General features: G+C 58.5%; 16 protein-coding genes. 6 read left to right on the top strand and 10 right to left on the bottom strand.

All coding sequences use genetic code 11. The features are described from left to right. Positions 1-30 precede the first annotated feature (30 nt). From pdxA to pobA, 6 genes are all read right to left on the bottom strand, one after another. A complete protein-coding gene (gene pdxA, locus Q6A51_RS06440; protein WP_304574372.1) occupies positions 31-1053 on the bottom strand; it encodes a 4-hydroxythreonine-4-phosphate dehydrogenase PdxA in 1023 nt (340 codons plus the stop codon). Further along, positions 1046-2311: a four-carbon acid sugar kinase family protein gene (locus Q6A51_RS06435; RefSeq protein WP_304574371.1), complete on the bottom strand. Its 1266-nt coding sequence runs from the start codon at positions 2309-2311 to the stop codon at positions 1046-1048. The genes pdxA and Q6A51_RS06435 overlap by 8 nt, the downstream gene beginning before the upstream one ends. After that, positions 2308-3477, bottom strand: a complete 1170-nt coding sequence (locus tag Q6A51_RS06430; RefSeq protein ID WP_304574370.1) for an iron-containing alcohol dehydrogenase — start codon at positions 3475-3477, stop codon at positions 2308-2310. Before Q6A51_RS06430 ends, Q6A51_RS06435 begins: the two co-directional genes overlap by 4 nt. 15 nt (positions 3478-3492) lie before the next feature. Continuing rightward, positions 3493-4365 (bottom strand): 4-hydroxy-tetrahydrodipicolinate synthase, encoded by an 873-nt coding sequence (dapA, locus tag Q6A51_RS06425; protein WP_304574369.1) that lies wholly within the window; start codon positions 4363-4365, stop codon positions 3493-3495. A gap of 164 nt (positions 4366-4529) precedes the next feature. After that, positions 4530-5858 carry an MFS transporter gene (locus Q6A51_RS06420; RefSeq protein WP_304574368.1) on the bottom strand — a complete coding sequence of 443 codons (1329 nt, stop codon included), beginning with the start codon at positions 5856-5858 and terminating at the stop codon, positions 4530-4532. A gap of 223 nt (positions 5859-6081) precedes the next feature. Beyond that, on the bottom strand, positions 6082-7266 hold the full coding sequence (gene pobA, locus Q6A51_RS06415; protein WP_201018405.1) for a 4-hydroxybenzoate 3-monooxygenase: 1185 nt from the start codon (positions 7264-7266) through the stop codon (positions 6082-6084). A 153-nt stretch (positions 7267-7419) separates the two neighbouring features. Between pobA and Q6A51_RS06410 the strand changes: the two genes are divergently transcribed. Next, positions 7420-8289: a helix-turn-helix domain-containing protein gene (locus Q6A51_RS06410; protein WP_304574367.1), complete on the top strand. Its 870-nt coding sequence runs from the start codon at positions 7420-7422 to the stop codon at positions 8287-8289. Positions 8290-8447: 158 nt separating this feature from the next. Here the strand turns inward: Q6A51_RS06410 and ppnN are convergent, their stop codons facing one another. Beyond that, on the bottom strand, positions 8448-9821 hold the full coding sequence (ppnN, locus tag Q6A51_RS06405) for a nucleotide 5'-monophosphate nucleosidase PpnN (protein WP_201004766.1): 1374 nt from the start codon (positions 9819-9821) through the stop codon (positions 8448-8450). Positions 9822-10143: 322 nt separating this feature from the next. Between ppnN and Q6A51_RS06400 the strand changes: the two genes are divergently transcribed. From Q6A51_RS06400 to Q6A51_RS06385, 4 genes are all read left to right on the top strand, one after another. Further along, complete coding sequence (locus Q6A51_RS06400; protein WP_304574366.1) at positions 10144-10818, top strand: TIGR04211 family SH3 domain-containing protein; 675 nt, start codon at positions 10144-10146, stop codon at positions 10816-10818. A gap of 357 nt (positions 10819-11175) precedes the next feature. Then, entirely contained in the window at positions 11176-12777 is a 1602-nt protein-coding gene (locus tag Q6A51_RS06395) for a tetratricopeptide repeat-containing response regulator (protein ID WP_201004763.1), read from the top strand. Then, complete coding sequence (locus Q6A51_RS06390; RefSeq protein ID WP_201018408.1) at positions 12774-13466, top strand: sensor histidine kinase; 693 nt, start codon at positions 12774-12776, stop codon at positions 13464-13466. The genes Q6A51_RS06395 and Q6A51_RS06390 overlap by 4 nt, the downstream gene beginning before the upstream one ends. 130 nt (positions 13467-13596) lie before the next feature. Continuing rightward, the gene (locus Q6A51_RS06385; protein ID WP_201018409.1) at positions 13597-14373 is read left to right on the top strand and encodes a dTDP-4-amino-4,6-dideoxyglucose formyltransferase; all 777 of its coding nucleotides are present in this window, start codon (positions 13597-13599) and stop codon (positions 14371-14373) included. Between the two features lie 38 nt (positions 14374-14411). Here the strand turns inward: Q6A51_RS06385 and Q6A51_RS06380 are convergent, their stop codons facing one another. From Q6A51_RS06380 to vioA, 3 genes are all read right to left on the bottom strand, one after another. After that, positions 14412-17906, bottom strand: a complete 3495-nt coding sequence (locus Q6A51_RS06380) for a glycosyltransferase (protein ID WP_304574365.1) — start codon at positions 17904-17906, stop codon at positions 14412-14414. A gap of 73 nt (positions 17907-17979) precedes the next feature. Next, positions 17980-18705: a class I SAM-dependent methyltransferase gene (locus tag Q6A51_RS06375; RefSeq protein WP_304574364.1), complete on the bottom strand. Its 726-nt coding sequence runs from the start codon at positions 18703-18705 to the stop codon at positions 17980-17982. 2 nt (positions 18706-18707) lie between these two features. Continuing rightward, the gene (gene vioA, locus Q6A51_RS06370) at positions 18708-19823 is read right to left on the bottom strand and encodes a dTDP-4-amino-4,6-dideoxy-D-glucose aminotransferase VioA (protein WP_201018411.1); all 1116 of its coding nucleotides are present in this window, start codon (positions 19821-19823) and stop codon (positions 18708-18710) included. A 380-nt stretch (positions 19824-20203) separates the two neighbouring features. Here vioA and Q6A51_RS06365 point away from each other — a divergent pair, with 380 nt between their 5' ends. Further along, positions 20204-21445 carry a glutamine synthetase family protein gene (locus Q6A51_RS06365; RefSeq protein ID WP_201018597.1) on the top strand — a complete coding sequence of 414 codons (1242 nt, stop codon included), beginning with the start codon at positions 20204-20206 and terminating at the stop codon, positions 21443-21445.

The following is a 21445-nucleotide window of genomic DNA, read 5'->3' as shown; positions in this document are numbered from 1 at the left end:
GGTGCCGCACGTCTTTGCCGGTTTTTGCGCTCAGACGGCGATGGAATTGCGGGTGTCGCGTTTACGGGTAGCCAGTTCCCCTGCCTGGCGCAGGGCTTCGATCAGGCTGCGTTCGTCGGCAATGCCTTTACCGGCGATGTCGAAAGCGGTGCCGTGATCCACCGAGGTCCTGATCACAGGCAGGCCGATGGTGACGTTGACTCCGGCTTCCAGGCCCATGACCTTGACCGGGCCATGGCCCTGATCGTGATACATGGCGACCACGGCATCGAAGTCACCGCGACCGGCGCGGAAGAACAGCGTGTCGGCCGGCAGCGGGCCTTCGACACGCCAGCCGCGTGCGCGCAGTTCGTCGATGGCGGGCTGGATCTTGGTGGCTTCTTCGCCGTAACCGAACAGGCCGTTTTCACCGGCATGGGGGTTGATACCGCACACCGCGATCAGCGGGTTTTCGATACCGGCCCGCACCAGGGTTTCCCGGGCGCGCTCAATGGTGCGCTTGACCAGACCCGGTTCGATCCGGGCGATGGCGTCGATGATGCCGATGTGAGTGGTGACGTGGATGACCCGCAGAATCGGGGTCATCAGCATCATCGACACTTCTTCCACGCCCAGCAGGTGCGCGAGCATTTCTGTGTGGCCGGGGAATATATGCCCGCCTGCATGCAGCGCTTCCTTGTTCAGCGGTGCAGTGCAGATCGCATCCAGTTCACCAGCTTCGGTGAGTTGCACGGTGCGTTCGATATAGCGAAAGGCGGCATCACCGGCGATGGGCGACAACTTGCCGTAAGGCAGGTCGTCGGGGATCAGGCCCAGATCGATGCAGTCCACCACGCCCTGGACAAAGCGGGCCTGCGCCGGGCTGGCGATACTGTTGACGCGCAGATTGCTGCCGACGATGCGGCTGGCGTCTTCAAGGCGCTTGGCGTCGCCGATCACCAGCGGACGGCAGGTTTCGTATACCGAGGCGTGGGTCAGGGTTTTCATGATGATTTCAGGGCCCACCCCGGCGGCGTCGCCCATGGTGATACCAATGACAGGACGTTCAGACATAGGGAGCTTCCTCTTTGAAAGGTGTGCCGGTCGAAGCCGGTTCGTGCAGCTGTCGCCAGGCCGCGAGAAAGGTATCGGGTTCGCCAAAGCCGCCAGCCTTGGTCACCACGTTGAGGGTGCGAGCGCCGAGCCGGGCCTGGGACAGCACGACGCCGGTGGCCAGTTCGCCCAGCAGCGGCATCTGCTCGATACCGGCCTCGACCAGAATCGCCCGTGCGGTTTCGCCACCGGTGGCGATCAGCGAACCGGCATGGGGCAAGGCCGGTGCCAGCCACCTGGCCAGTGCGTTGCTCAAGGCTGCGGCGTGTGTCGGGTTGCGTTGTTGCTGATCCAGTCGTACCAGCACGTCATGTCCGGCGCTTAACTGGTCTTTCAAATGTTGGTGCAGTGCATCGCGTTCGGCCTGGGCGCTGCTGTCGAGCAAGGTGCCCGGAGCAATCGTCAGGCTGTATTGCGGGCTGGATTGCGCCAGCGTATCGGCCTGTAACTGGGAGTGCCGGGACATGCTGCCGACCACGGTCAACACGGGAGAGCAGGGCGAAATCTTGATGGGGCTGGCCGCTGGCAGACCCAATGCCTCAGGCAGATGCCGGGCAAGACCTGCCGAACCGACCCAGAACAGTTCTTGATGCCACGGGGCTGAGGCCTCCGCCAGCTTTTGCAGGTCGCTGTCCAGCTCGGCATCGCAGACCAGAGCCTGCACTCCGTTTTCCAGCGCTGTGCGCAGAGCCTGTTTCAGCGTGTCACTGTTGCGTATTTCGTCCAGGCCCAGCCATTGCGTACGCAAGCCTTGCTTGAGCAGCAGTTCCAGCAGGTTGCTGGTGCCTTGCAGGTTTTCATTGCGCCACACATCGCTTTGATCCACCGGCACACCGTCGATCAATTGCACGCCCTGGCTGGTGGTGCGTTTCATGTCCGGGAAGGCCGGCGCCACCAGTGCCATGCCGCGCACCGATTGCAGCGCGTCGATTTCGCTGGCGACATTGCCGCGCAGGGTCGAGTCGATTTTCTTGTACAGCGCCATCGCCGTCGCATGCTGTTGGCGCAGTACGGCATGGTGCTGTTCGGCGGCCTGCTGAGGGGCAAGGCGACGGGAGTCCACGTCGATTGCAACGACACCCGTGCCAGCCACGTGTGCGCCGCCATGGTTCAGCACCACGCGGGTATCGATACGGGCTGCAAAGTCCGCTGCACAGTCGGCGGCTCCCGACAGATCGTCGGCGAGTATCAGCAGGCCGGGAAAGTCGGCGCGAATCATGGCAGCAGGCACCGGTACAACTGCTGAATGTCTTCCAGGCTCAAAGGCTTGGGATTGTTGGTCATCAGGCGGGTGACTTTGGAGGCCGCTACTGCCATGTCCGGCAGATGCTCTTCGGCCACGCCGAAATCACGCAGGTTCTGGGGAATGTTCAGCACCAGAGTCCATTGGCGGATCTGCTCGATCAGCTTGTGGGCCGCCACTTCGTTGCTGTCGTCATGGCTGGCCAGACCGCATGTCAGCGCGGCGCGCTTGAGGCGTTCGGCGCAACTGTCCAGGTTGAAGGCCATGACATGGGGCAGCAGCATGGCGTTGGCCACGCCATGGGTGACGTGGAACTTGCCGCCCAGTGGATAAGCCAGTGCATGCACCGCTGCGGTTCCGGCTGCGGTCAGGGCCAGGCCGCCATACATCGAGCCCAGCAGCATATCGCCGCGCGCCCGTATCGATTCCGGTTGCTGATAGGACTCGACAATGCTGCCCGCGATCAGGCGCATGGACTCCAGCGCAAAGGCATCGCTGATGGGGTTGGCCTTGGTGGAAATGAAGGATTCCAGCGAGTGGGTAAAGGCATCCATCCCGGTGGCAGCGGTGATCGGGCGTGGCAGGCTCAGGGTCAAGAGCGGGTCGAGCACCACCAGCGTCGGCAGCAGATGGCGGCTCACTACGCCGATCTTCAATTCTTCATCGGGCAAGGTAACGATGGCATTGGGCGTGACTTCCGAGCCTGTGCCCGACGTGGTCGGCACCAGCACCATGGGTTTGCCGGGGTGCGTGACCTTGTCGATGCCCAGCAGGTCCTTGAGCGGTGTGTCGTTGGTCAGCATCACGGCGAACAGCTTGGCCGCATCCAGCACGCTGCCACCACCAATGGCGATCAGTGCGTCGGGGGCGTGTGGTGCAACGTCTTCCCGAAATACGCGCTCGATGTTTTCCAGAGTCGGTTCGATCTCGACGTTATCGAGCATATGCACGGCGATGTTGCGGGCCTTGAGTTGCTCGGTGACGCGCTGAGTCACGCCCAGGTTGTGCATGGCATTCTGGGTGACCAGCACCACGGTTTTGACCGGGACGTCGAGCAGCGGCAGCTTTTCAGTGAGCAGATCGAGGCTGCCGGGGCCGTGAACCACATGCTTCACGGTCTGGAAGTGATAAGTGGCGGACATGGGATTACCTCCGGCTTAGCGGTAGACGGCCAGCAGGCCTTGGAGTTTTTCCAGTGCGGCGGCATCAAGCGGCTGGACCGGCGCACGGCACGGGCCGACGGGGACGTTGAGCAATCGGGTCGCGGTTTTCAGCACCACAGGCATGGTGCCCAGCGCAAAGGCATCGCGCAGTGGACGAAGAGCTTCCTGGGCAGCGCGGGCGGCTTCGTGATTGCCTGACTGGAAGTTGTTCCAGATCGACATGACCGCATCCGGCACCGCATTGGCGGTGGCTGCGATAGCGCCATCGCCACCGGCCAGCAGGTTCCAGTAGATCAACGAGTCAGTGCCGGCGAACACGGCGAAGTCGTCGCTGCGGTATTTCATCATCTGCACCAGCGCGTCGAAGTTGCCGGCGCTGTCCTTGATGCCTTTGATTTTCGGGTGCTGGCTCAGGGTTGCCACGGCACCGATGCCGATGGACATGCCGGTCTTGGCCGGAATGTTGTACATCATCAGCGGCAACTCGGAGGCATCGGCAATCGCGGTGTAGTGCTTGATGAGTTCGGACTGGCTGATGGCATTGAAGTAGGGCGTGATGATCGACAGGGCATCTGCGCCCACATCGATCATTTTTTTGTTCAGTTCGATCACTTCATGAGTGGCAAAGGCACCGGTACCGACCACTACAGGCACACGTCCGGCCGCCGCTTCGACAGTGATGCGGGCGATTTTCAGTTTTTCGGATTCGGAGAGGGTAAAGAACTCGCCGTTGGTGCCCAGCACGAAAAGCCCGTGTACACCGGCTTGCAGAAGGTTTTCGATCAGGCCGCGAAGGGCTTGCTCATCGAGTTGCTGATCATCGGTGAAGGGCGTGACCAGAGCTGGAATGATGCCGCGAAATTGCATGGCCATATTCTCGTTTTATTGTTAGTGGCTTGATAGTGATTGAATCGATCATTTGTGGCAAGTGGTTTTGATTGGTTTTTTCAAAATGCGGGGTGAGATGTCTTTCGACACCGCAAACAAAAAAGCCAGACACGAGGTCTGGCTTTTGGTGTTGCAGGCAAGGATTACGCAGCAGCGGCCGCCTTGGGCACTGACTGGCGGCTGATCCGCAAGGCCACCAGGCTGCCGACGATGGTCAGGCCGGCCAGGGAGTACAGCGCCATGGTGGTGGAGCCGGTCTGGTCCTTGATCCAGCCCACCAGATACGGGCTGAGGAAGCCCGCCATCTGGCCGATGGAGTTGATCAGTGCCAGCCCGGCTACGGCGACGCTGGCGTTGAGCAGGGCGGTGGGCAGTGGCCAGAACATCGGCAGGCCGGTGAGGGCGCCCATGGTGGCGATGGTCAGGCCAAGAATCGCGATGACCGGCACGGCGGCGAAGTTGGCGGCGATGATCAGGCCCAGAGCGCCCATCAGCATCGGCACGACCAGGTGCCAGCGTCGCTCATTGCGCAGATCCGCCGAGCGGCCCACCAGAATCATGAATACGCCCGCCATGAGATAAGGCACGGCGCTGATCCAGCCGATCACCAGTGCGTCGCTGAAGCCCAGGTTCTTGATGATCGACGGCAGCCAGAAGTTGATCGCGTACACGCCGCTCTGGATGCAGAAGTAGATGAAGCCCAGCACCCAGATGAACGGCATGGTCAGTACCGAAAGAGGGGAGGCCTTTTCACTGATCACCGGGCGGCTGAGTTCATCGGTGGTGATATCGGCCTTGACCCGCTGACGTTGCTCGGGTGTCAGCCAGCCTGCATCTTCGACCTTGTCGCACAGCAGCAGGAACGCCAGCAGGCCCAGCACGACAGTCGGCAGGCCCTGAATCAGGAACATCCACTGCCAGCCCGCCATGCCGCCCTGGCCAGCGGCGAAGTGGTTGAGAATCCAGCCGGAGAACGGGCCGCCCAGCAGGCCGGATACCGGAATGGCGGACATGAACAGTGCCATGATCCGACCACGCCGCTGGTTCGGGTACCAGCGCGAGAGGTAGAGCACGATGCCGGGGAAGAAGCCGGCTTCGGCCATGCCGGTCACGAAGCGCAGTACATAAAACTCCACCGGAGTGGTGACGAACAGCAGGCAGGTGGAGAACGTGCCCCAGGTGATCATCATCAGGCCGATCCAGCGCCGGGGTCCGAAACGATTGAGCGCCAGGTTGCTGGGCAGGCCACACAGTACGTAGCCAATGAAGAAGATCCCGGCTCCCAGGCCGTAGACGGTTTCGCTGAAGTTCAGGGCATCGAGCATCTGCAGCTTGGCAAAGCCGACGTTGACCCGATCCAGGTAGTTGAACAGGTAGCAGATAAAGATAAAGGGTATGAGGCGCAGAGTGATGCGACGGTAGACATGATTGCCTTCGACGTCGCCAGCATCCCGAATCGATGGGTTGGACATGGCGGTGAATCCTCGGAGCTTGTTGTTTTTATACTGCGTGCAACTGATCCCGATCTTAGGGGGCCGGGAACAAAAACTCTTTGGCGATTTGCACTGCCATGCGGGGTGGTTGTTGTGAGATTGCACAAAGTAGGAGCGAATTCATTCGCGAAGCCACATTGAAAACGATAAAAATTTATTGGATGTACCGATTATCGCGAATGAATTCGCTCCTACGCGATCATTATTCAATCGCTTCGTAAGGCAGCCCCACATAATTCTCGGCAATGGTCTTGCGGCCTGATTCCGAGCCCACGTAGTAATCCAGTTCGGTCTGCTGGAGCCGCTGGCTGAAGTCATCGGTGTCTGGAAAGCTGTGCAGGATCGAGGTCATCCACCAGGAAAAACGTTCGGCCTTCCAGATCCGGCGCAGGCAGATCTGCGAATACTTCTCCAGCAGGTCCGTCCGGCCTTCCTTATAGACCTTGAGCAATATCCGGTACAGCGTGCTGACATCGCTGGCAGCCAGGTTCAGACCCTTGGCGCCGGTGGGCGGGACAATATGTGCGGCGTCGCCGAGCAGGAAAAGACGACCGTATTGCATGGGTTCCACGACAAAGCTGCGCAGCGGCGCGATGCTTTTCTCGATGGAGGGGCCGGTGACCAACCTCTCAGCCAGATGTTCGGGGAGACGGGTTTTCAACTCTTCCCAGAAGCGCTCATCCGACCAGTCTTCGACTTTCTCATCCGCGCTGACCTGCACGTAGTAACGGGTGCGAGTGGTCGAGCGCATGCTGCACAGGGCAAAGCCGCGAGGATGGCTGGCGTACACCAGTTCTTCGTTGACCGGCGGCGTGTCGGCCAGTACGCCGAGCCAGCCAAAAGGGTAAACGCGCTCGAAGACTTTCAGGCTGTCTGCGGGGATGGATTGCCGCGAAACCCCATGAAAACCGTCGCAACCGGCAATATAGTCGCAGTCCAGGCGCTGCGTTTTGCCGTTGTGGTTGAAGGTCACGTAAGGGCGATCGGTTTTCAGGTCGTGGGGTTGCACATCCTCGGCGTCATAAAGGGTCATGGCGCCTGCTGCCGAGCGGGCCTGCATCAGGTCGCGGGTGACTTCGGTCTGGCCGTAGACCATGACGGTCTTGCCATCGGTCAGGGTTTTCAGGTCTATACGCTCGCAGCGCCCGTCAAAAGCCAGTTCAAAGCCATCATGAATCAGTCCTTGGGCATCCATGCGTTCACTGGCACCGGCTTCGCGCAGCAGATCGATCATGCCTTGTTCAAGCACGCCGGCGCGGATACGGGAAAGGATGTAGTCGGGATTCTTGCGTTCGATGATGACGTTATCGATACCGGCGCGTTGCAGCAGTTGGCCCAGCAGCAGCCCGGACGGGCCTGAGCCGATGATTGCGACTTGGGTCTTCATTATTGTTTTCCTGCCATGTGATCCCTGCCAACCTATGGTCGGTGAGATGTCTTTGTTTTTGTCTCCTGTATTTTTAATGGATGCCGATGGCATAAGAAGGCAATATCCAGCGCATTATTTGGACTTTTCAAGGATTACCCTTCGGAGCCGGTCATGCCCAGAACAGCGCTCGTTGCGATTCCGGTATTCAAGCTCTATGGCGAGACGGCTGCCTGGCCGACGCCTGATCTGATTCACTGCGAGTCGATCCCCGAGCGCAGCAAGATCCATGAATGGGAGATCAAGCCCCATCGGCACAGCGATCTGGTGCAGTTGCTGTATGTGCAATCGGGGCTGGCGATGTTGAAGGTCGAAGACTCGGTCCAGCATGTCGATACACCTTCGTTGCAGGTGGTCCCGGCGCTGAGTGTGCATACCTTCAGGTTCTGTGAAGACATTCAAGGGCACATTCTCAGCCTGGCCAGGCCTTTGGTGGAGCAACTGGAGACGGCTCTGGACGGCTCGGTCCTGAGTGCGGCGCGGTGCTATTCGCTGGGTGACGACAGTCATTACGTGGATACGCTGTTCAGCGCGATTGCAGCGGAGTACCGACAGCGTCGACCTGGGCGTGACCTGATGTTGCATTCATTGATCAATGTGCTGATGGTCTGGCTCAGTCGGCGCAACAATGAGCACTCGCGTCAGGAAGTTCAGGTGCCGGATCGCGGGCGCGAGCATTTGCAGGCATTCATGCATCAACTGGAATCGAGTTTTCGCGAGCATTGGTCGATTGAGCGACATGCGCAGAAAATGGGCATCAGCGCCGCACATCTCAACGCATTGTGTCGCCGTCTGTGCGACCAGTCGGCCTTGCAGATCATCAACCAGCGACTGTTGCTGGAAGCCAGGCGCAATCTGGTTTACACCACCATGACCATCAATCAGGTGTCCGACAGCCTGGGGTTTTCAGAGCCTGCTTATTTCTCGCGTTTCTTCAAGCGTGCGACGGGGCTGTCGCCCAGGCAGTTTCGTATTCAGCGTTAAAAAAAACGGGGCGCAAGTGGGAGGGACCTTGGCCGCGACGACTAACTGACAGGCAACACATTTTCAGCGCCTTCAACTGGCTGTCGCGGCCAAGGCCCCTCCCACGGATTGTGAGTCTGGCCACCGGTTTTTTTGAAATCAGCCTCTTGCGTTTGTGTTTACGTCACTACCTGATAGCACGGCACATAGGCTGCGCCGCCGGGCAGTTTCATGCGGTGTTGTTCGACGAACGCCTGAAGCAGCTTGTCCAGCGGCTTCATGATCGCCGGGTCGCCATGGATCTGGTAAGGGCCATGTTCCTCGATCAGGCGAATGCCCTTGTCCTTCACGTTCCCTGCCACGATGCCGGAGAATGCACGACGCAGGTTGGCGGCCAGTTCATGAGGCGGCACGTCATGGTTCAGTTGCAGTTTCGCCATGTTTTCGTGGGTCGGATCGAAGGGGTGCTGGAAGCTTTCTTCAATCTTGAGCAGCCAGTTGAAGTGGAAGGCATCGTTGCGCTCGCGGCGGAACTGTTTGACTTCCTTCAGGCTGCGGGTCATCACCCGTGCAACTTCCGCAGGGTTATCGACGATGATCTGGTAATGCTTCTGCGCGGCTTCACCCAGCGTCGCGCCGACGAAGGCGTGCAGTTGTTGCAGGTAAGGCTCGGTATTTTTCGGGCCGGTCAGAATCACCGGGAACGGCACATCCTTGTTGTCCGGATGCATCAGGATGCCCAGCAGGTACAGGAACTCTTCAGCCGTGCCAGCGCCGCCGGGGAAGATGATGATGCCGTGGCCGACACGCACGAAGGCTTCCAGGCGTTTTTCGATATCCGGCAGGATCACCAGTTCGTTGACGATGGGGTTCGGCGCTTCGGCAGCGATGATGCCCGGTTCGGTCAGGCCCAGGTAACGGCCGCCATTGATCCGCTGTTTGGCGTGGGCAATGGTGGCGCCTTTCATCGGGCCTTTCATGACGCCAGGGCCGCAACCGGTGCAGATGTCCAGGCTGCGCAGGCCCAGTTCGTGGCCGACTTTCTTGGTGTATTTGTATTCTTCGGTGTTGATCGAGTGGCCGCCCCAGCAGACCACCATCTTCGGCTCTACACCGGCGCGCAGGGTACGGGCGTTGCGCAGCAGGTGGAACACGTAGTCGGTAATGCCCTGAGAGTCGCTCAGGTCGATGCGCTGGCTGTCCAGTTCGCTCTCGGTGTAGACGATATCGCGCAGGGCGCTGAACAGCATTTCGCGAGTGCTGGCGATCATTTCACCATCGACGAAGGCGTCGGCGGGTGCATTGAGCAATTCCAGGCGAACTCCGCGATCCTGCTGATGAATGCGGACCTCGAAGTTCTCGTAGGCTTCAAGAATGGTCTTGGCGTTATCGACATGGGCGCCGGTATTGAGAATGGCCAGGGCGCACTGGCGGAAAAGCGTGTAGGTGCTGCCTGAACCGGCAGCGCTGAGCTGCTGCACTTCGCGTTGAGAAAGGGTTTCGAGGCTGCCTTTGGGGCTGACCGAGGCGTTAATCACTTGTCTTGGGATCATTCTATTTTCCATTAGAGCGATGCAGTCGCAGTTGCATCAGGAAGGTGAGCATCACCTGGCCGTATTCTCTACGGCACATGGACGGGAAAGCAAACACTGCACACCACAGTCACTGTGTTCAGCATAGTCGCACGGCTGAATCCGTTTGAAATCAGTAAATAACGGGCCTTGTGCCATATGGCTGAATTTTGACGCTTGGGGGCGCGATAGTGAACCTGACCCCTTTCGCAGGGTCTGTTAGCTGACGGACTCACTCGACGGACCACAAGGTCAGGAGCCTCAGGGTCTTAATTTCTTATTTCAGACAAAGATAATCATTGCCATGTCTCTTCATCTTTCTGCACTCGTTTCCCGTGCGCCTGTCTTCTTCAACTCTTCCCGTCGTGCGCTCGGGGCCGGTCTGCTCGGCACATTGCTGACTGTTTTTACCCCTTTTCATGTCCAGGCTGCCGAAAACGAACGCTGGGTCAGCGACAGCCTCAACACTTATGTGCGCAGTGGCCCTACCGATGGGCACCGTATCGTCGGCACCCTGAAATCCGGGCAAAAGGTCGATCTGCTCTCAACCCAGGGCAGCTACAGCCAGGTCCGGGGCGAGAGCGGCAGCACCGTCTGGATCCTCAGCAGCGACCTGCAGGATGTGGCCGGTCCGGCCGAAAGGGTTCCGCAACTGACCGAGCAGGTGGGACAACTCACCGGTCAACTGGCGGACATCGACAATACCTGGAAGACCCGCGTGCAGGGCATGCAGGAAACCCTGGATGCGCGCAAGAAACTGATCGATGAGCTGGAAGCCCGAAGCCAGGCGCTCAATACCGAGCTGGCCGACACACAGGCCGAACTGCGCACGACCCAGGCTCGTCTGGGTGACGAGAACAAGCAGGTCATGATGCGTTACATGGTCTATGGTGGCAGCATTGCCGGGATCGGCTTGCTGGTTGGCCTGATCCTTCCTTCCCTGACCCGCAGCCGCAAGCGTAACGACGGCTGGGTGTGAGGTTGCATAACCTGCGTCGCGCAGCAAGCAGGTGCAGGTAGGAGCGGATTTATCCGCGAGACGTCCTTGAAGGCGATACATTTTCTTCGGATGTACGGGCCTCTCGCGAATAAATTCGCTCCTACGCCTATCTCATTCGCGAACGACCATTCAGTTTTTTAACCTTCGGTCGAAAAACTAGAGAGTCTTGTCAACTTTCTGGCAAATAGCGCAAAGAGTCCCGTCTGTGGAAAAATGTTTAATGGCTTCTAGCCATTAGTTATCATGTGCGCCCTGAAAGTTGGTTGCAAAGGCCGAACTAAAGCGTTTTCAGGTTTTTAGACGCATATTTTCACCCTCTGCAAGACAGGAATCTGGATGCTGGCGTACAACCAAAAGAGCTTTCTTATCGTCGACGATTTTTCCGATTTCCGGAGTTCGGTAAGGTCGATGCTGCGCGAGCTGGGTGTCAAGGACGTGGACACTGCCGACACCGGCGAGCAAGCCCTGCGTATGTGCTCGCAAAAGCGTTATGACTTTGTCTTGCATGACTTCAACCTGGGTGACGGTCGCAAGAACGGCCAGCAGGTGCTCGAAGACCTGATGGTCGAAAGACTGCTGAGCTATGAAAGCGTCTTTATCATGGTCACCGCCGAGAACAGCCAGGCCATGGTCATGAGCGCCCTTGAGTGGGAGCCCGATGGTTACCTGACCAAGCCGTTCAATCGCGCGGGCCTGGCTCAGCGTCTTGAGAAGCTGGTACAGCGCAAAACCCTGCTCAAGCCGATCCTGCAAGCGCTTGACCGTCGCAAGCCTGCCGAAGTTCTGGCGGCCTGCAATAACCTGATTCAACAGGACCCACGTTTCGCGCCCTTGTGCCTGCGCTACAAGGCCGACGCCCTGCGTGACCTGAACCAGAACGAGCCTCTGGAAAGCTTCCTCAAGACCATCCTGGCCGACCGGGCTACGCCCTGGGCTTACGGCGCGTTGGGCAACCTGCTGCTCAAGCGCGGCAAGGTGACCGAGGCGCAAGCGGTGTTCGAGCAGGCCATCAAAGCCTTTCCGACCATGCCGGCCCTGTTTGACGGTCTGGCCGAAGTGCTGGTGGCCCGTGGCGATGCCAAACGTGCCCAGAGCGTGCTGGAAAACGCCGTGCGCCTGTCGCCACTGGCGGTGCGCAGGCAAAAGCTGCTGGGCAAACTGGCGCTGGGCAACGAGGATTTCGAGAGTGCTTCCAAGGCTTATCGACAGGCTGTATCCCAAGGCCAGCATTCGCGTTTCAAGGACCCTGAAACCAATCTCGGTCTGGCCCACGCCCTGATCAGCAAGGGCGGCGACCAGGGGCTGGATGCGCGGACTCGCGTTGAAATCAACAATGCCTTGGGCGATGTGGCCAAGGAGCACGGCGAAGACGAAGGCTTGCAGGTGCGTACGCGCTTGATGAAAGCGGCCAGCCTGCAACATTCCGATCCTGAAACTGCCGCTAAACTGACCGAGCAGGCCATGTCGCGCCTGGACAATATGGGGCAGTTTCTCAGTGCGGAGGCGGCGCTGGTAGTGGCCACCCAGCTCAAGCAACTGGGTCAGGAAGGTGCTGGCGCAGGCGTGCTCAAGAACTGTGCAGAAATCTACGGCGATGACCCGGCTGTCATGAAAAGCATCGCCACCATGACTGATGATCCTGCGATCCTTGGTGCCAACAAGGCAGCCATCGATCTCAATCTTCAAGGCGTGCGCAGCTACAAGGCCGGTAATCTCACCGAGGCGCAGGACATGTTCCGGCGTGCCCTTGCCTTGCAGCCCAAGAACATCAGTATCGCGCTGAACATGGCGCAGTCCTTGCTGCATCCAGGGCAGAACCTGGGTGAAGCAGGTCGTGAGGAGTGTCGTGCCACCCTGAAAATGGTTGGCAAGATGCCCGATAGTGATCCACGGTACGAGCGTTATCAGAAACTCAAGGAAAGGGCGTTTGGCGCATGAGTGACAAAGAGAACGGACTCGATTTCTCGATGGTGATCGCTTCCACCGTCCACGACATGAAGAACTCCCTGGCGACCCTGACCCAGGCTCATAGCGAGTGGCTGGCCCAGCTTCCCAGCGAGCAGCGCAGTAACCCCGAGCATGGCGTCATCGATTACGAGTTCGCCAACCTCAATGGCATGCTGGTGCAGTTGCTCGGCATCTATAAGCTGGGCGTCAACCAGCTTCCATTGCGTCCCGATTATCACGAACTGGATGATTTCATCGAGGCGCAACTGGCTCACCATCAGGAAGTGCTGGGTAGCCGTGGCATTATTGCCAACTGTGAAATCGACGCCTTGAGCCCGCTGGGCTTTTTCGACCGTGAACTGATCGGTTCGGTGGTGGCCAATATCATCGTCAACGCCATCCGGTTTGCTCGCGAGGAAATCGTGATCAGTGCCAGCGAAGAGGACGGCCAGTTGAAGATCGTCATCAATGACGACGGTCCAGGCTATCCGGCGCACATGATCGAGAATCAGGACGATTATGTTCAGGGCATCAACCAGAGCACTGGCAGTACAGGGCTCGGCCTGTACTTCGCGGCGCATATCGCTCGCCTGCATGAACGCAATGGCGTGCGGGGCCGTATCGAGATTGCCAATGGCGGTGTGCTGGGCGGCGGCAAGTTCAGCCTTTACCTGCCTTGAGCCCTTCCTTGCGGGCGATTTCGATTAAATAAGCCGTGTGGTGCTTCCTGGCCACGGCTTGCACCTCTCTGGAAGTCGCTGCTATATTTTTGACGCACCCTGTAATTTAACTGGCATATGGATAAATTCCGTGAAGTTGACAGACGATAATCAACACGTTTCGGGTCGCACTTCGCAAGTAAGGTTGTTGGTGGTTTCCGATAATCCACCACTTTCCGCGGCGCTGATAGAGTGCCTTGAAACGCTGGATGAGCATTTAACTGTCACGCTGGACTTGCGCTATACCTCCTACAACAAAACGCCCCAGAGCATGGTTGAACTGGGGGCTCGCGAGATCAATGTAAAAGATGATGAGGTGGTGGATTTCATCATCAGTCATTACGATCTGGTGCTGAGTGTTCATTGCAAACAGCTTTTTCCAAAGCGTCTGGTGGAAGGCGTGCGCTGTATCAACTTTCATCCGGGGTTCAACCCCTTCAACCGTGGCTGGTATCCCCAGGCGTTTTCAATACTCAATGGCCTGCCGGTGGGCGCAACGATTCATGTCATGGATAAAGAGATCGACCATGGTCATATCATTGCCCAGAAGCCGGTCACCGTGGGGTCGGGTGAAACGTCGCTTGAGGTTTACAATAAAGTCATCGAGGCTGAAAAGGAGTTGATGCGTGAATACTTGCCTCGAATCCTGCAAGGCAGATACGAAGTATTCAAACCGCTTTCCGAAGGTAATTACAACGGTATCAAGGATTATAACGAGCTGTGTGAGTTGAACCTGGATGAAGTGGGCTCTTTGCGAGACCATATCAATCTGTTGCGTGCTACATCACATGGCAACTTCAAGAATGCCTATTTCCATGACGAACTGGGTGAGAAGTACTTCATCAGGGTTGTTCTGGATAAAGCCTGATAAAGGCACCACAAGAATGTGGTGCCTTCACACTGGCCTTATCGAGGCCTTGACCAGACAGTCTGCCAATCCTGCAGATTCGTCGTATCCAGCATCCAGTTCTCTCTCACTTCACGCCTGAACTCGTCCCCAAGACGAGCACATTCGTCAGGTTGACTGATGTGCGCCTCGATGGCCGTGATCCAGGCTGAGGTTTCATTGCTGACTGTGGTCACCGGCAGATTGCCTTCGATACACAGCACATCGCTGCAGATCACCGGGTAGCCGCAAGCGCCAAACTCCAGCAGGGACACCGGGCTTTTGCTCTGGGTGGTCAGGTCCGACCGGGCCGGAACCAGCACAAGGTCCAGGTTCAGGCTGGCCAGCAGTTCGGGATACAGAACGCCTTCCACCGGCGAGCGCAGCTCATGGATGTACGGGCGCAACCAGCGCGAGCATGGGCCCATGATCACCCATTCCACCTTGTCGGCGAGAGCCTCGATAACTCCGGACAGGATCAGCAGATCGGCCTGTTGATCGGCTGTGCCGATCCAGCCTACACGCGGCTTGTCCCGGGTTTTGCGCTGGCTTTGCACGTTCAGCCAGATATCGGGCGACAGCCTGGTCGGGATCACCTGGATGTTGGGGTGTGCATCCTGGATCAGGTCGGCCAGAGCCTGTGTCGGCACGGTGACGGCGTCCACCTGTTCCAGCGCGCTACGTAACGAGGATGCCGACTCAAGGCCTGTCGGGTATTGGGGCAGGTCAAAGGTTACCCAGGCATTGGTGTGTTCCTTGATGGAACCGATGGCCTCTATTTGCGATGCCGTGATCGAACCTTGCAGCACAACCGTGTCCGGGCTCAAGCGTGCGACTTCGGGCAGCGACAGAGGGTTGTTGCTCAGAACACCGTCCACGGCCAGGGCAGTCCCCAGCAATTGCAGTGGCTGGGCAATGCGAGTGCCTGCATGAAGACCGTCCGGTTGCACCAGAACCACGGGCAGCGGACGGTGGATCAGCGGACGCCATGCCAGTTGCGGGTTGTCTTGGCTGACAAAGCTGCCGGCCTGCAACGTCAGGTTGGTGTTGTAGGCCGGGTCCCAGGCCATGTAATGCAGCCAGCGGTGATGCAGTGCTCGCCGGGCGAAGTCCATGGCTTCTGCATCGATGGCTTGAGGGGCAGAGCGCAGCTGGATGACGGTATGAGGCGTCCAGACCACCAGATGCTGGGCGTCGCGAACCCTGAGGCACAGATCGACGTCGTTGAAGTACTGATGAAACAGATGTTCTTCCAGGCCCTGGACATCGTCAAAGAGCGACTTGCGAACCATCAGGCATGCGCCGCTGACCGCGCTGTAGTTCTGCTCTGTTTCCAGACGCGCGGCAAAGGATGCCGAGGCTGCGGGTTCGCCGCCCGTGACGGCCTGTGCCGTGTCCTGTAGGCCGACAATGATGCCGGCGTTGGCGAGGCTGCCGTCTGCGGCCAGAATCCTGGCCCCGACCACGCCGACTTCAGGTCGCTGCGCCTGATTGAGCAGGTTGTGCAGCCAGTCCTTGTGCAGGATGGCGGCATTGTCGGCCAGCAACAGCAGGTATTCGCCTTGTGCCTGTCGAGCCGCGCTATTGAGCAGGGCGGACTGGCTGAGGGTCTGTTGATGATGTACGACGCGGATCTTGTCCGATTGCAGCGAATCGATGTTCGCCAGCCATTCAAGGGTTTGCGCTGACTGGCTGTTGTTGTCGCTGATCAGGATTTCATAGTCCTGATAGGCCGTGTTTTCCAGGACGCTCTCTACACACGGCAGCAATGTTTCCAGTTGATCGTTGGAGCTGACAATGATGGAAACCAGCGGCTGTCCGGCATGACCATAGGTGATCCGGTAATGGCCCGACGCGGTTGTCTGGATTTCGCTGTCTGCATAGCCGCGAGCGAACAGGTGGCGCTGTAGCGTGCGCAGCTCGTCGTTGTTGTACTGGGGCTGGGCTTGTGGAGCGAGCACCAGCGGTTCGGCTGCATGGGCAAACTCGGTAAAGTCCGGGTGCTCGATCATGCGCAGGATCAGGTCCAGTTCCATGGCCTGTGCATGATCGGGATTGAAGCCGCCCACCAGCAGGGTTTTCTCTCGGCTGAACAGCCAGTTGCGGCTGGTTGCCGAAGGGCTGGCCAGCAGGTAGTCGAGGCTGAATTCCGGGCGCAGGCCCAGGCTGGCGCCCGCCTGGTTTTCGAGTGCGATTTCATCGCCGAACAGGGCGCAGGCGTGTGGTGCATCAATCAGTTTCAGTGCCGCGCTCAACAGGCCGCTTTGCGTGAAAGTAGTCCCTGCGTCGACCAGTACCCACCAGTCGTGTTCGTTTTCTGCCATCAGGTCATTGATGACGATGGCGCGATCCTGCTCAGTGGCGCTCAACCATGGCAACTGGGCTTGCAGTGGCGTCTGATTCGACGTGTCGTAGTCGGCGAGGATGAACACCTTGAGCTTGTCCAGCAGTTGCGGGTCGCCAGCCAGGCTCTGCACGGTGGCAAGGACGCTTTCGGGCTGCTGATTGAAGTCCGACACGACAATGGCAATTGTCGGGCCGCCGTCATGATCCTGCAGGTGCTGCCTGATCAGGGCCTGTTGCGGGACCGTAGGCCTGCGGGTGCCCAGCCAGCTGGCGACCTGCTGGTTGCGGCGCTGGTTCTCCGGGCGCCGGTCGAAATAGGCAACCAGGTCAAGTTCCTGAATATTGTCACGCTGCGACAGCGGGGCGATCTTGACGGTGCGATTCTGCTCTTCCGGGCGTACCCAGCCAAGCTCACGGGTGATGCGGTGATAATCGGCGCGTCGTTGTCTCGGGAGTTCAGGGTTGTTACGGCAGACTTCACTGCTTTGCTGATCGGAAACCCGGAAGTACGAAAGCGGGCGCGCAAGCATCGCCAGATTGCCCTGGCGAAGCAGCTTCACAAACAACGCAACGTCCGCCAGGCCCCAGATGAATATGCCCTTGAGCGACATGATTTCATTGCCGAACACCAGTGCATCTTCGCGGCGGAACATCACTGAGCTGGGTTCGCCAATGAAGTTGATCGGGTACTGGGCAATGAACGACACCAGTTCCGGACCATTGATCACGACATTGCGCCCGAACGGGTTGCGGGTGGCCATGTTGTCCTGCATGAACTGGCCTTTGTCGTCTACCAGTTTGCGGGTAGCGCAGACCATCTTGATGTCGGGGCTGTCGTGCAGGACATCGAAGAGCAGGCGTACACAGTCAGGGACCAGAATGTCATCGTCGTACAGGAACTTGATGAACTGACCACGGGCCAGGCTGATGGCGCGGGCACCGTTATGCTCTTCGCCCAGGCCTACGGGATTTCTCTCGTAGCGGATAGGCCAGCGGCTGCCGGGGCTGAGTCTGTCGACGATGTTCTTGATGGCCTCGGTCGGGCAATCGTCGCAGATGACGATTTCAACGTCGTCATGGTTCTGGCTGATCGCGCTGGCAAGCGCGGTCTCGAAGAAAGTGGCCTTGTAAGCCGGGATGACAATACTGACCAGGCGTGAAGAACTCATCGCAATACCACGTGTGAAGAGAGTAGGGAGGACCAGCCGTTCAACGGGGTCGGTGCAAGTGGGCCAGGTTCGCTCAGCACTTGCGGCCTATGTACAGAACCGATTGCTCGGTAATGCCGTGCTGTTTGAATACCCCGTCACCGAAGGCTTGGGTGCCCAGGGCATCGATCTGGAATCCGGCTGTTTCCAGGCGGGTCACGAAGTCATGTTTGGCGTACATGCGCACATGATCGTCCTGGCCAAACCGCGCCCAGCGCTCATCCACGTTTTCTTCGTCCGGATCTTCGTCGGTCACGGTGGCGGTCAGCAGCAAGGGCACCATCAGAATGGCCGAGCCGCCTTTGGCCAGTACGCGATACAGCTCTGACATGGCCCTGGCGTCGTCACGCACGTGTTCGAGTACGTGGGAGCAGACGATGAAATCGAACGACTCATCGGCATAGATGTTCATGTCCATGATGTCGACCTTGTCATCTGCCATGGGCGAAAACAGGTCTGCCGAGCGATACCGGGCATTGGGCAGGCTGCGCAGGAATCTGGACAGGACCGGGGCTGGCGCGATGTCCAGGATGCGCAGTTCCTTGCCTTGCGGGTTGTTCAGCATATGCATGGAGAACAGTGCATAGAGCCGGTCGCGATCCGAGGCTGCGCATTCAGGGCAACTGTACTGGCTGACATTGAGTGTTTCGTAGTCTTCCATCGAGTAGTGGACATTCAAACGATGGGCGGCTTCCAGATAGGTTCTACCCAAGGGATAGAAGTTCGGAAAACGACAGGAGCATACCGGGCACGTTCGCATGTTCAGTTCTCATTACTTGCAGTGACGATCACATCGATGATGCTGTCGAAGGCTTCATCGGTGAGGCTGTCGAAAATGGGCAGACAGAGGATCTGGTTGGACAGGTCGGTTGCGATAGGCAAGCGATCGGGCTTGGCCGAGTCCAGGCCTCTGTACATCGGGAAGGTGGAAATCAGTGGGTAGAAATAGCGGCGTGCGAGGATATTGCGGTCGCGCATCCGTTGGTAAAGGTCATCGCGGGAAACGGCAAACTCGTTTCTGACCAGCACCGGAAAGTACGAGTAATTGTGCTTCTCGGTGCTCTGCCAGACGATGTCGATACCGGGCACCGAGGCCAGAGCCTCCCGATAGCGTTCGTCGATACGCTGACGCTTCAGAAGCGCCTGGTCGATATGTTGCAACTGCAAAAGGCCGAACGCGGCATTCACTTCGCTCATCTTGCCGTTGATGCCGGGCGCGACCACGGTGACTTCATCGGCGAATCCGAAGTTCTTCAGGTAGTCGATGCGTTGTTTGGTTTTCGCATCCGGGCTGACGATGGCGCCGCCCTCAAAGGTGTTGAACACCTTGGTGGCGTGAAAGCTCAGTACCGACAGGTCGCCGTGGTTGAGCAGGCTCTCGCCACGGAACTGCACGCCAAAGGCATGGGCCGCGTCGTAGATGACTTTCAGGCCGTAACGGTCGGCAATCTGCTGGATGCGGTCCACATCGCAAGGGATTCCGTAGCAATGCACGGGCATGATTGCCGTGGTCGCCGGGGTAATGGCTTCTTCGATACGGTCGGGGTCCAGGCTGTAGGTGTTGGGGTCGATATCGACGAACACCGGAGTCAGGCCATTCCAGAGCAGGGAGTGAGCGGTGGCGACGAAGGAGTAGGGCGTGGTGATGACTTCGCCCTTGATCCGCAGGGCCTGGATAGCGGTCATCAGTGCCAGGGTGCCATTGGAAAACAGCGACAGATGCTGGACGCCCAGATACTCGGCCAGCTCTTTTTCAAGCTGCTGGTGAAACGGGCCGCCGTTGGTGAGTTGGTGGCTTTGCCAGATCTGTTCGAGGTAGGGAATGAATTCCTCAAGAGGCGGTAACAGGGGACGAGTTACGGGAATCGGTGCGCTCATGGAGAGTTCTCTACTCGTGTCGCAGATGATTGCTGCTCGACAGGACATTTCTTGACGCCTTCCCTGTTCACGAGAATGGCTTTGACATAAAAATGGCAGCCGAACTGTTTTGCCGATGGTAAAAGCAAGAAGTCGGCCAAGAGTGCGGCGCTGAGATTTGCTGTACGCGGGTTGTGATCCTGTCGACGAAGTCATTTCAGTGCTTGATATCTCGAACGGGCGATGCGTATTTTGTGCAGGTTGCACTGAGCGACCTAATGACAATCAAGGACTGAGTGATGACAGCCAATGACCCCCGCTCTCTTGCGCAGCGACTGGCGGGTATCGATGAGGTGGAGTGCGTGACGCCGGATCTGAATGGCGTACCGCGTGGCAAGGTGATGACTGCTGCCGGGTTTCTGGAAGGGCGTCGCCTGCAATTGGCTCGTGGTGTTTTGCTGCAATGCATCATGGGCGGCTATCCGCCCGCGCATTTTTACAGCATCGATGATGGCGACCTTGCTCTGGTTGCTGATCCACAGCAGATCCACCGTCTGCCGTGGAGCGAGCAGCCTCGTGCGCTGGCGATCTGCGATGCGGACGATCTGAGCGGTGAGGGTTGCGAGCTATCGACGCGGGTACAGCTCAAGGCTGTCATTGCCCGCTATGCCGAGCGCGGTCTGTCGCCGGTGGTTGCCACCGAACTCGAATTCTTTGTCTTTGCCCCCAACCCCGATCCTTCCCGAGCTTATGTGCCGCCGGTAGGGCTGGATGGTCGGCGTGAAGAGGGTTTTTCGGCGTTCAGCATCAGTTCCAATAACGGCCTGCGCCCGTTCTTCAGTGAGGTCTACCGGTGCATGGCGGAACTGGGGTTGCCCCGAGATACGGTCATGCACGAAATGGGTGTCAGTCAGTTCGAGATCAATCTGTGGCATGGCGATCCTTTGCTGTTGGCTGACCAGACCTTTCTGTTCAAGCACCTGCTTAAAGAGGTTGGACTCAAGCATGGCCTGAACGTTGTGTGCATGGCCAAGCCGTTAGCGCAGACGGCAGGCAGTTCGATGCATATTCATCAGAGCGTGGTGGAATCGGCGTCGGGGCGTAATGTCTTCAGTGATGAAAGTGGCCAGCCGACAGAGATTTTTCGGCATTTCATCGGTGGTCAGCAGGCCTGCCTTGTCGATTTCACTGCGTTGTTTGCGCCGCATGTGAACTCTTATCAAAGGCTGTTTCATCCTTATGCCTCGCCCAACAATGCGTGCTGGTCCTGCGACAACCGTGGCGCGGGGCTGCGCATTCCGGCGAGTTCGGCCGAGGCCAGGCGAGTGGAAAATCGCTTGCCGGGTGCCGATGCCAATCCTTATCTGGCCATTGCGGCGAGTCTGGCGGCAGGTCTGTATGGCGTCGAGCAGAAGCTGGAGCCGACAGCGCCGATTCAGGGTGAAATCGTGGTGCCGCAAGAATTGGCATTGCCATGTACCTTGCATGCGGCTCTGGAGCGTCTGAAGCGCAGTTCGCTGGCCAAGGAACTGTTTGGCCATGCTTTTATCGAAGGCTACATCGCCTCCAAGACCATGGAGCTGACCAGCTTTCTTGATGAAATAACCCCCTGGGAGCGGCGTGTGTTGGGTGCCCAGGTTTAA

Origin of the sequence: Pseudomonas serbiensis, assembly GCF_030580745.1 — a bacterium.
GTDB classification, from domain to species: domain Bacteria; phylum Pseudomonadota; class Gammaproteobacteria; order Pseudomonadales; family Pseudomonadaceae; genus Aquipseudomonas; species Aquipseudomonas serbiensis.
This window is presented reverse-complemented; position numbering and strand designations above follow the sequence as displayed.

Bases quoted from the DNA above. Each gene is read 5' to 3' on its own strand.
- Q6A51_RS06390 (WP_201018408.1), top strand. From the start codon at position 12,774: ATGAGTGACAAAGAGAACGGACTCGATTTCTCGATGGTGATCGCTTCC.
- Q6A51_RS06380 (WP_304574365.1), bottom strand. From the start codon at position 17,906: ATGAGTTCTTCACGCCTGGTCAGTATTGTCATCCCGGCTTACAAGGCC.
- Q6A51_RS06430 (WP_304574370.1), bottom strand. From the start codon at position 3,477: ATGTCCGCCACTTATCACTTCCAGACCGTGAAGCATGTGGTTCACGGC.
- dapA (WP_304574369.1), bottom strand. From the start codon at position 4,365: ATGCAATTTCGCGGCATCATTCCAGCTCTGGTCACGCCCTTCACCGAT.
- vioA (WP_201018411.1), bottom strand. From the start codon at position 19,823: ATGAGCGCACCGATTCCCGTAACTCGTCCCCTGTTACCGCCTCTTGAG.
- pdxA (WP_304574372.1), bottom strand. From the start codon at position 1,053: ATGTCTGAACGTCCTGTCATTGGTATCACCATGGGCGACGCCGCCGGG.
- Q6A51_RS06435 (WP_304574371.1), bottom strand. From the start codon at position 2,311: ATGATTCGCGCCGACTTTCCCGGCCTGCTGATACTCGCCGACGATCTG.
- Q6A51_RS06365 (WP_201018597.1), top strand. From the start codon at position 20,204: ATGACTGCTGCCGGGTTTCTGGAAGGGCGTCGCCTGCAATTGGCTCGT.
- Q6A51_RS06410 (WP_304574367.1), top strand. From the start codon at position 7,420: ATGCCCAGAACAGCGCTCGTTGCGATTCCGGTATTCAAGCTCTATGGC.
- Q6A51_RS06375 (WP_304574364.1), bottom strand. From the start codon at position 18,705: ATGCGAACGTGCCCGGTATGCTCCTGTCGTTTTCCGAACTTCTATCCC.
- ppnN (WP_201004766.1), bottom strand. From the start codon at position 9,821: ATGATCCCAAGACAAGTGATTAACGCCTCGGTCAGCCCCAAAGGCAGC.
- Q6A51_RS06420 (WP_304574368.1), bottom strand. From the start codon at position 5,858: ATGTCCAACCCATCGATTCGGGATGCTGGCGACGTCGAAGGCAATCAT.
- Q6A51_RS06400 (WP_304574366.1), top strand. From the start codon at position 10,144: ATGTCTCTTCATCTTTCTGCACTCGTTTCCCGTGCGCCTGTCTTCTTC.
- Q6A51_RS06395 (WP_201004763.1), top strand. From the start codon at position 11,176: ATGCTGGCGTACAACCAAAAGAGCTTTCTTATCGTCGACGATTTTTCC.
- pobA (WP_201018405.1), bottom strand. From the start codon at position 7,266: ATGAAGACCCAAGTCGCAATCATCGGCTCAGGCCCGTCCGGGCTGCTG.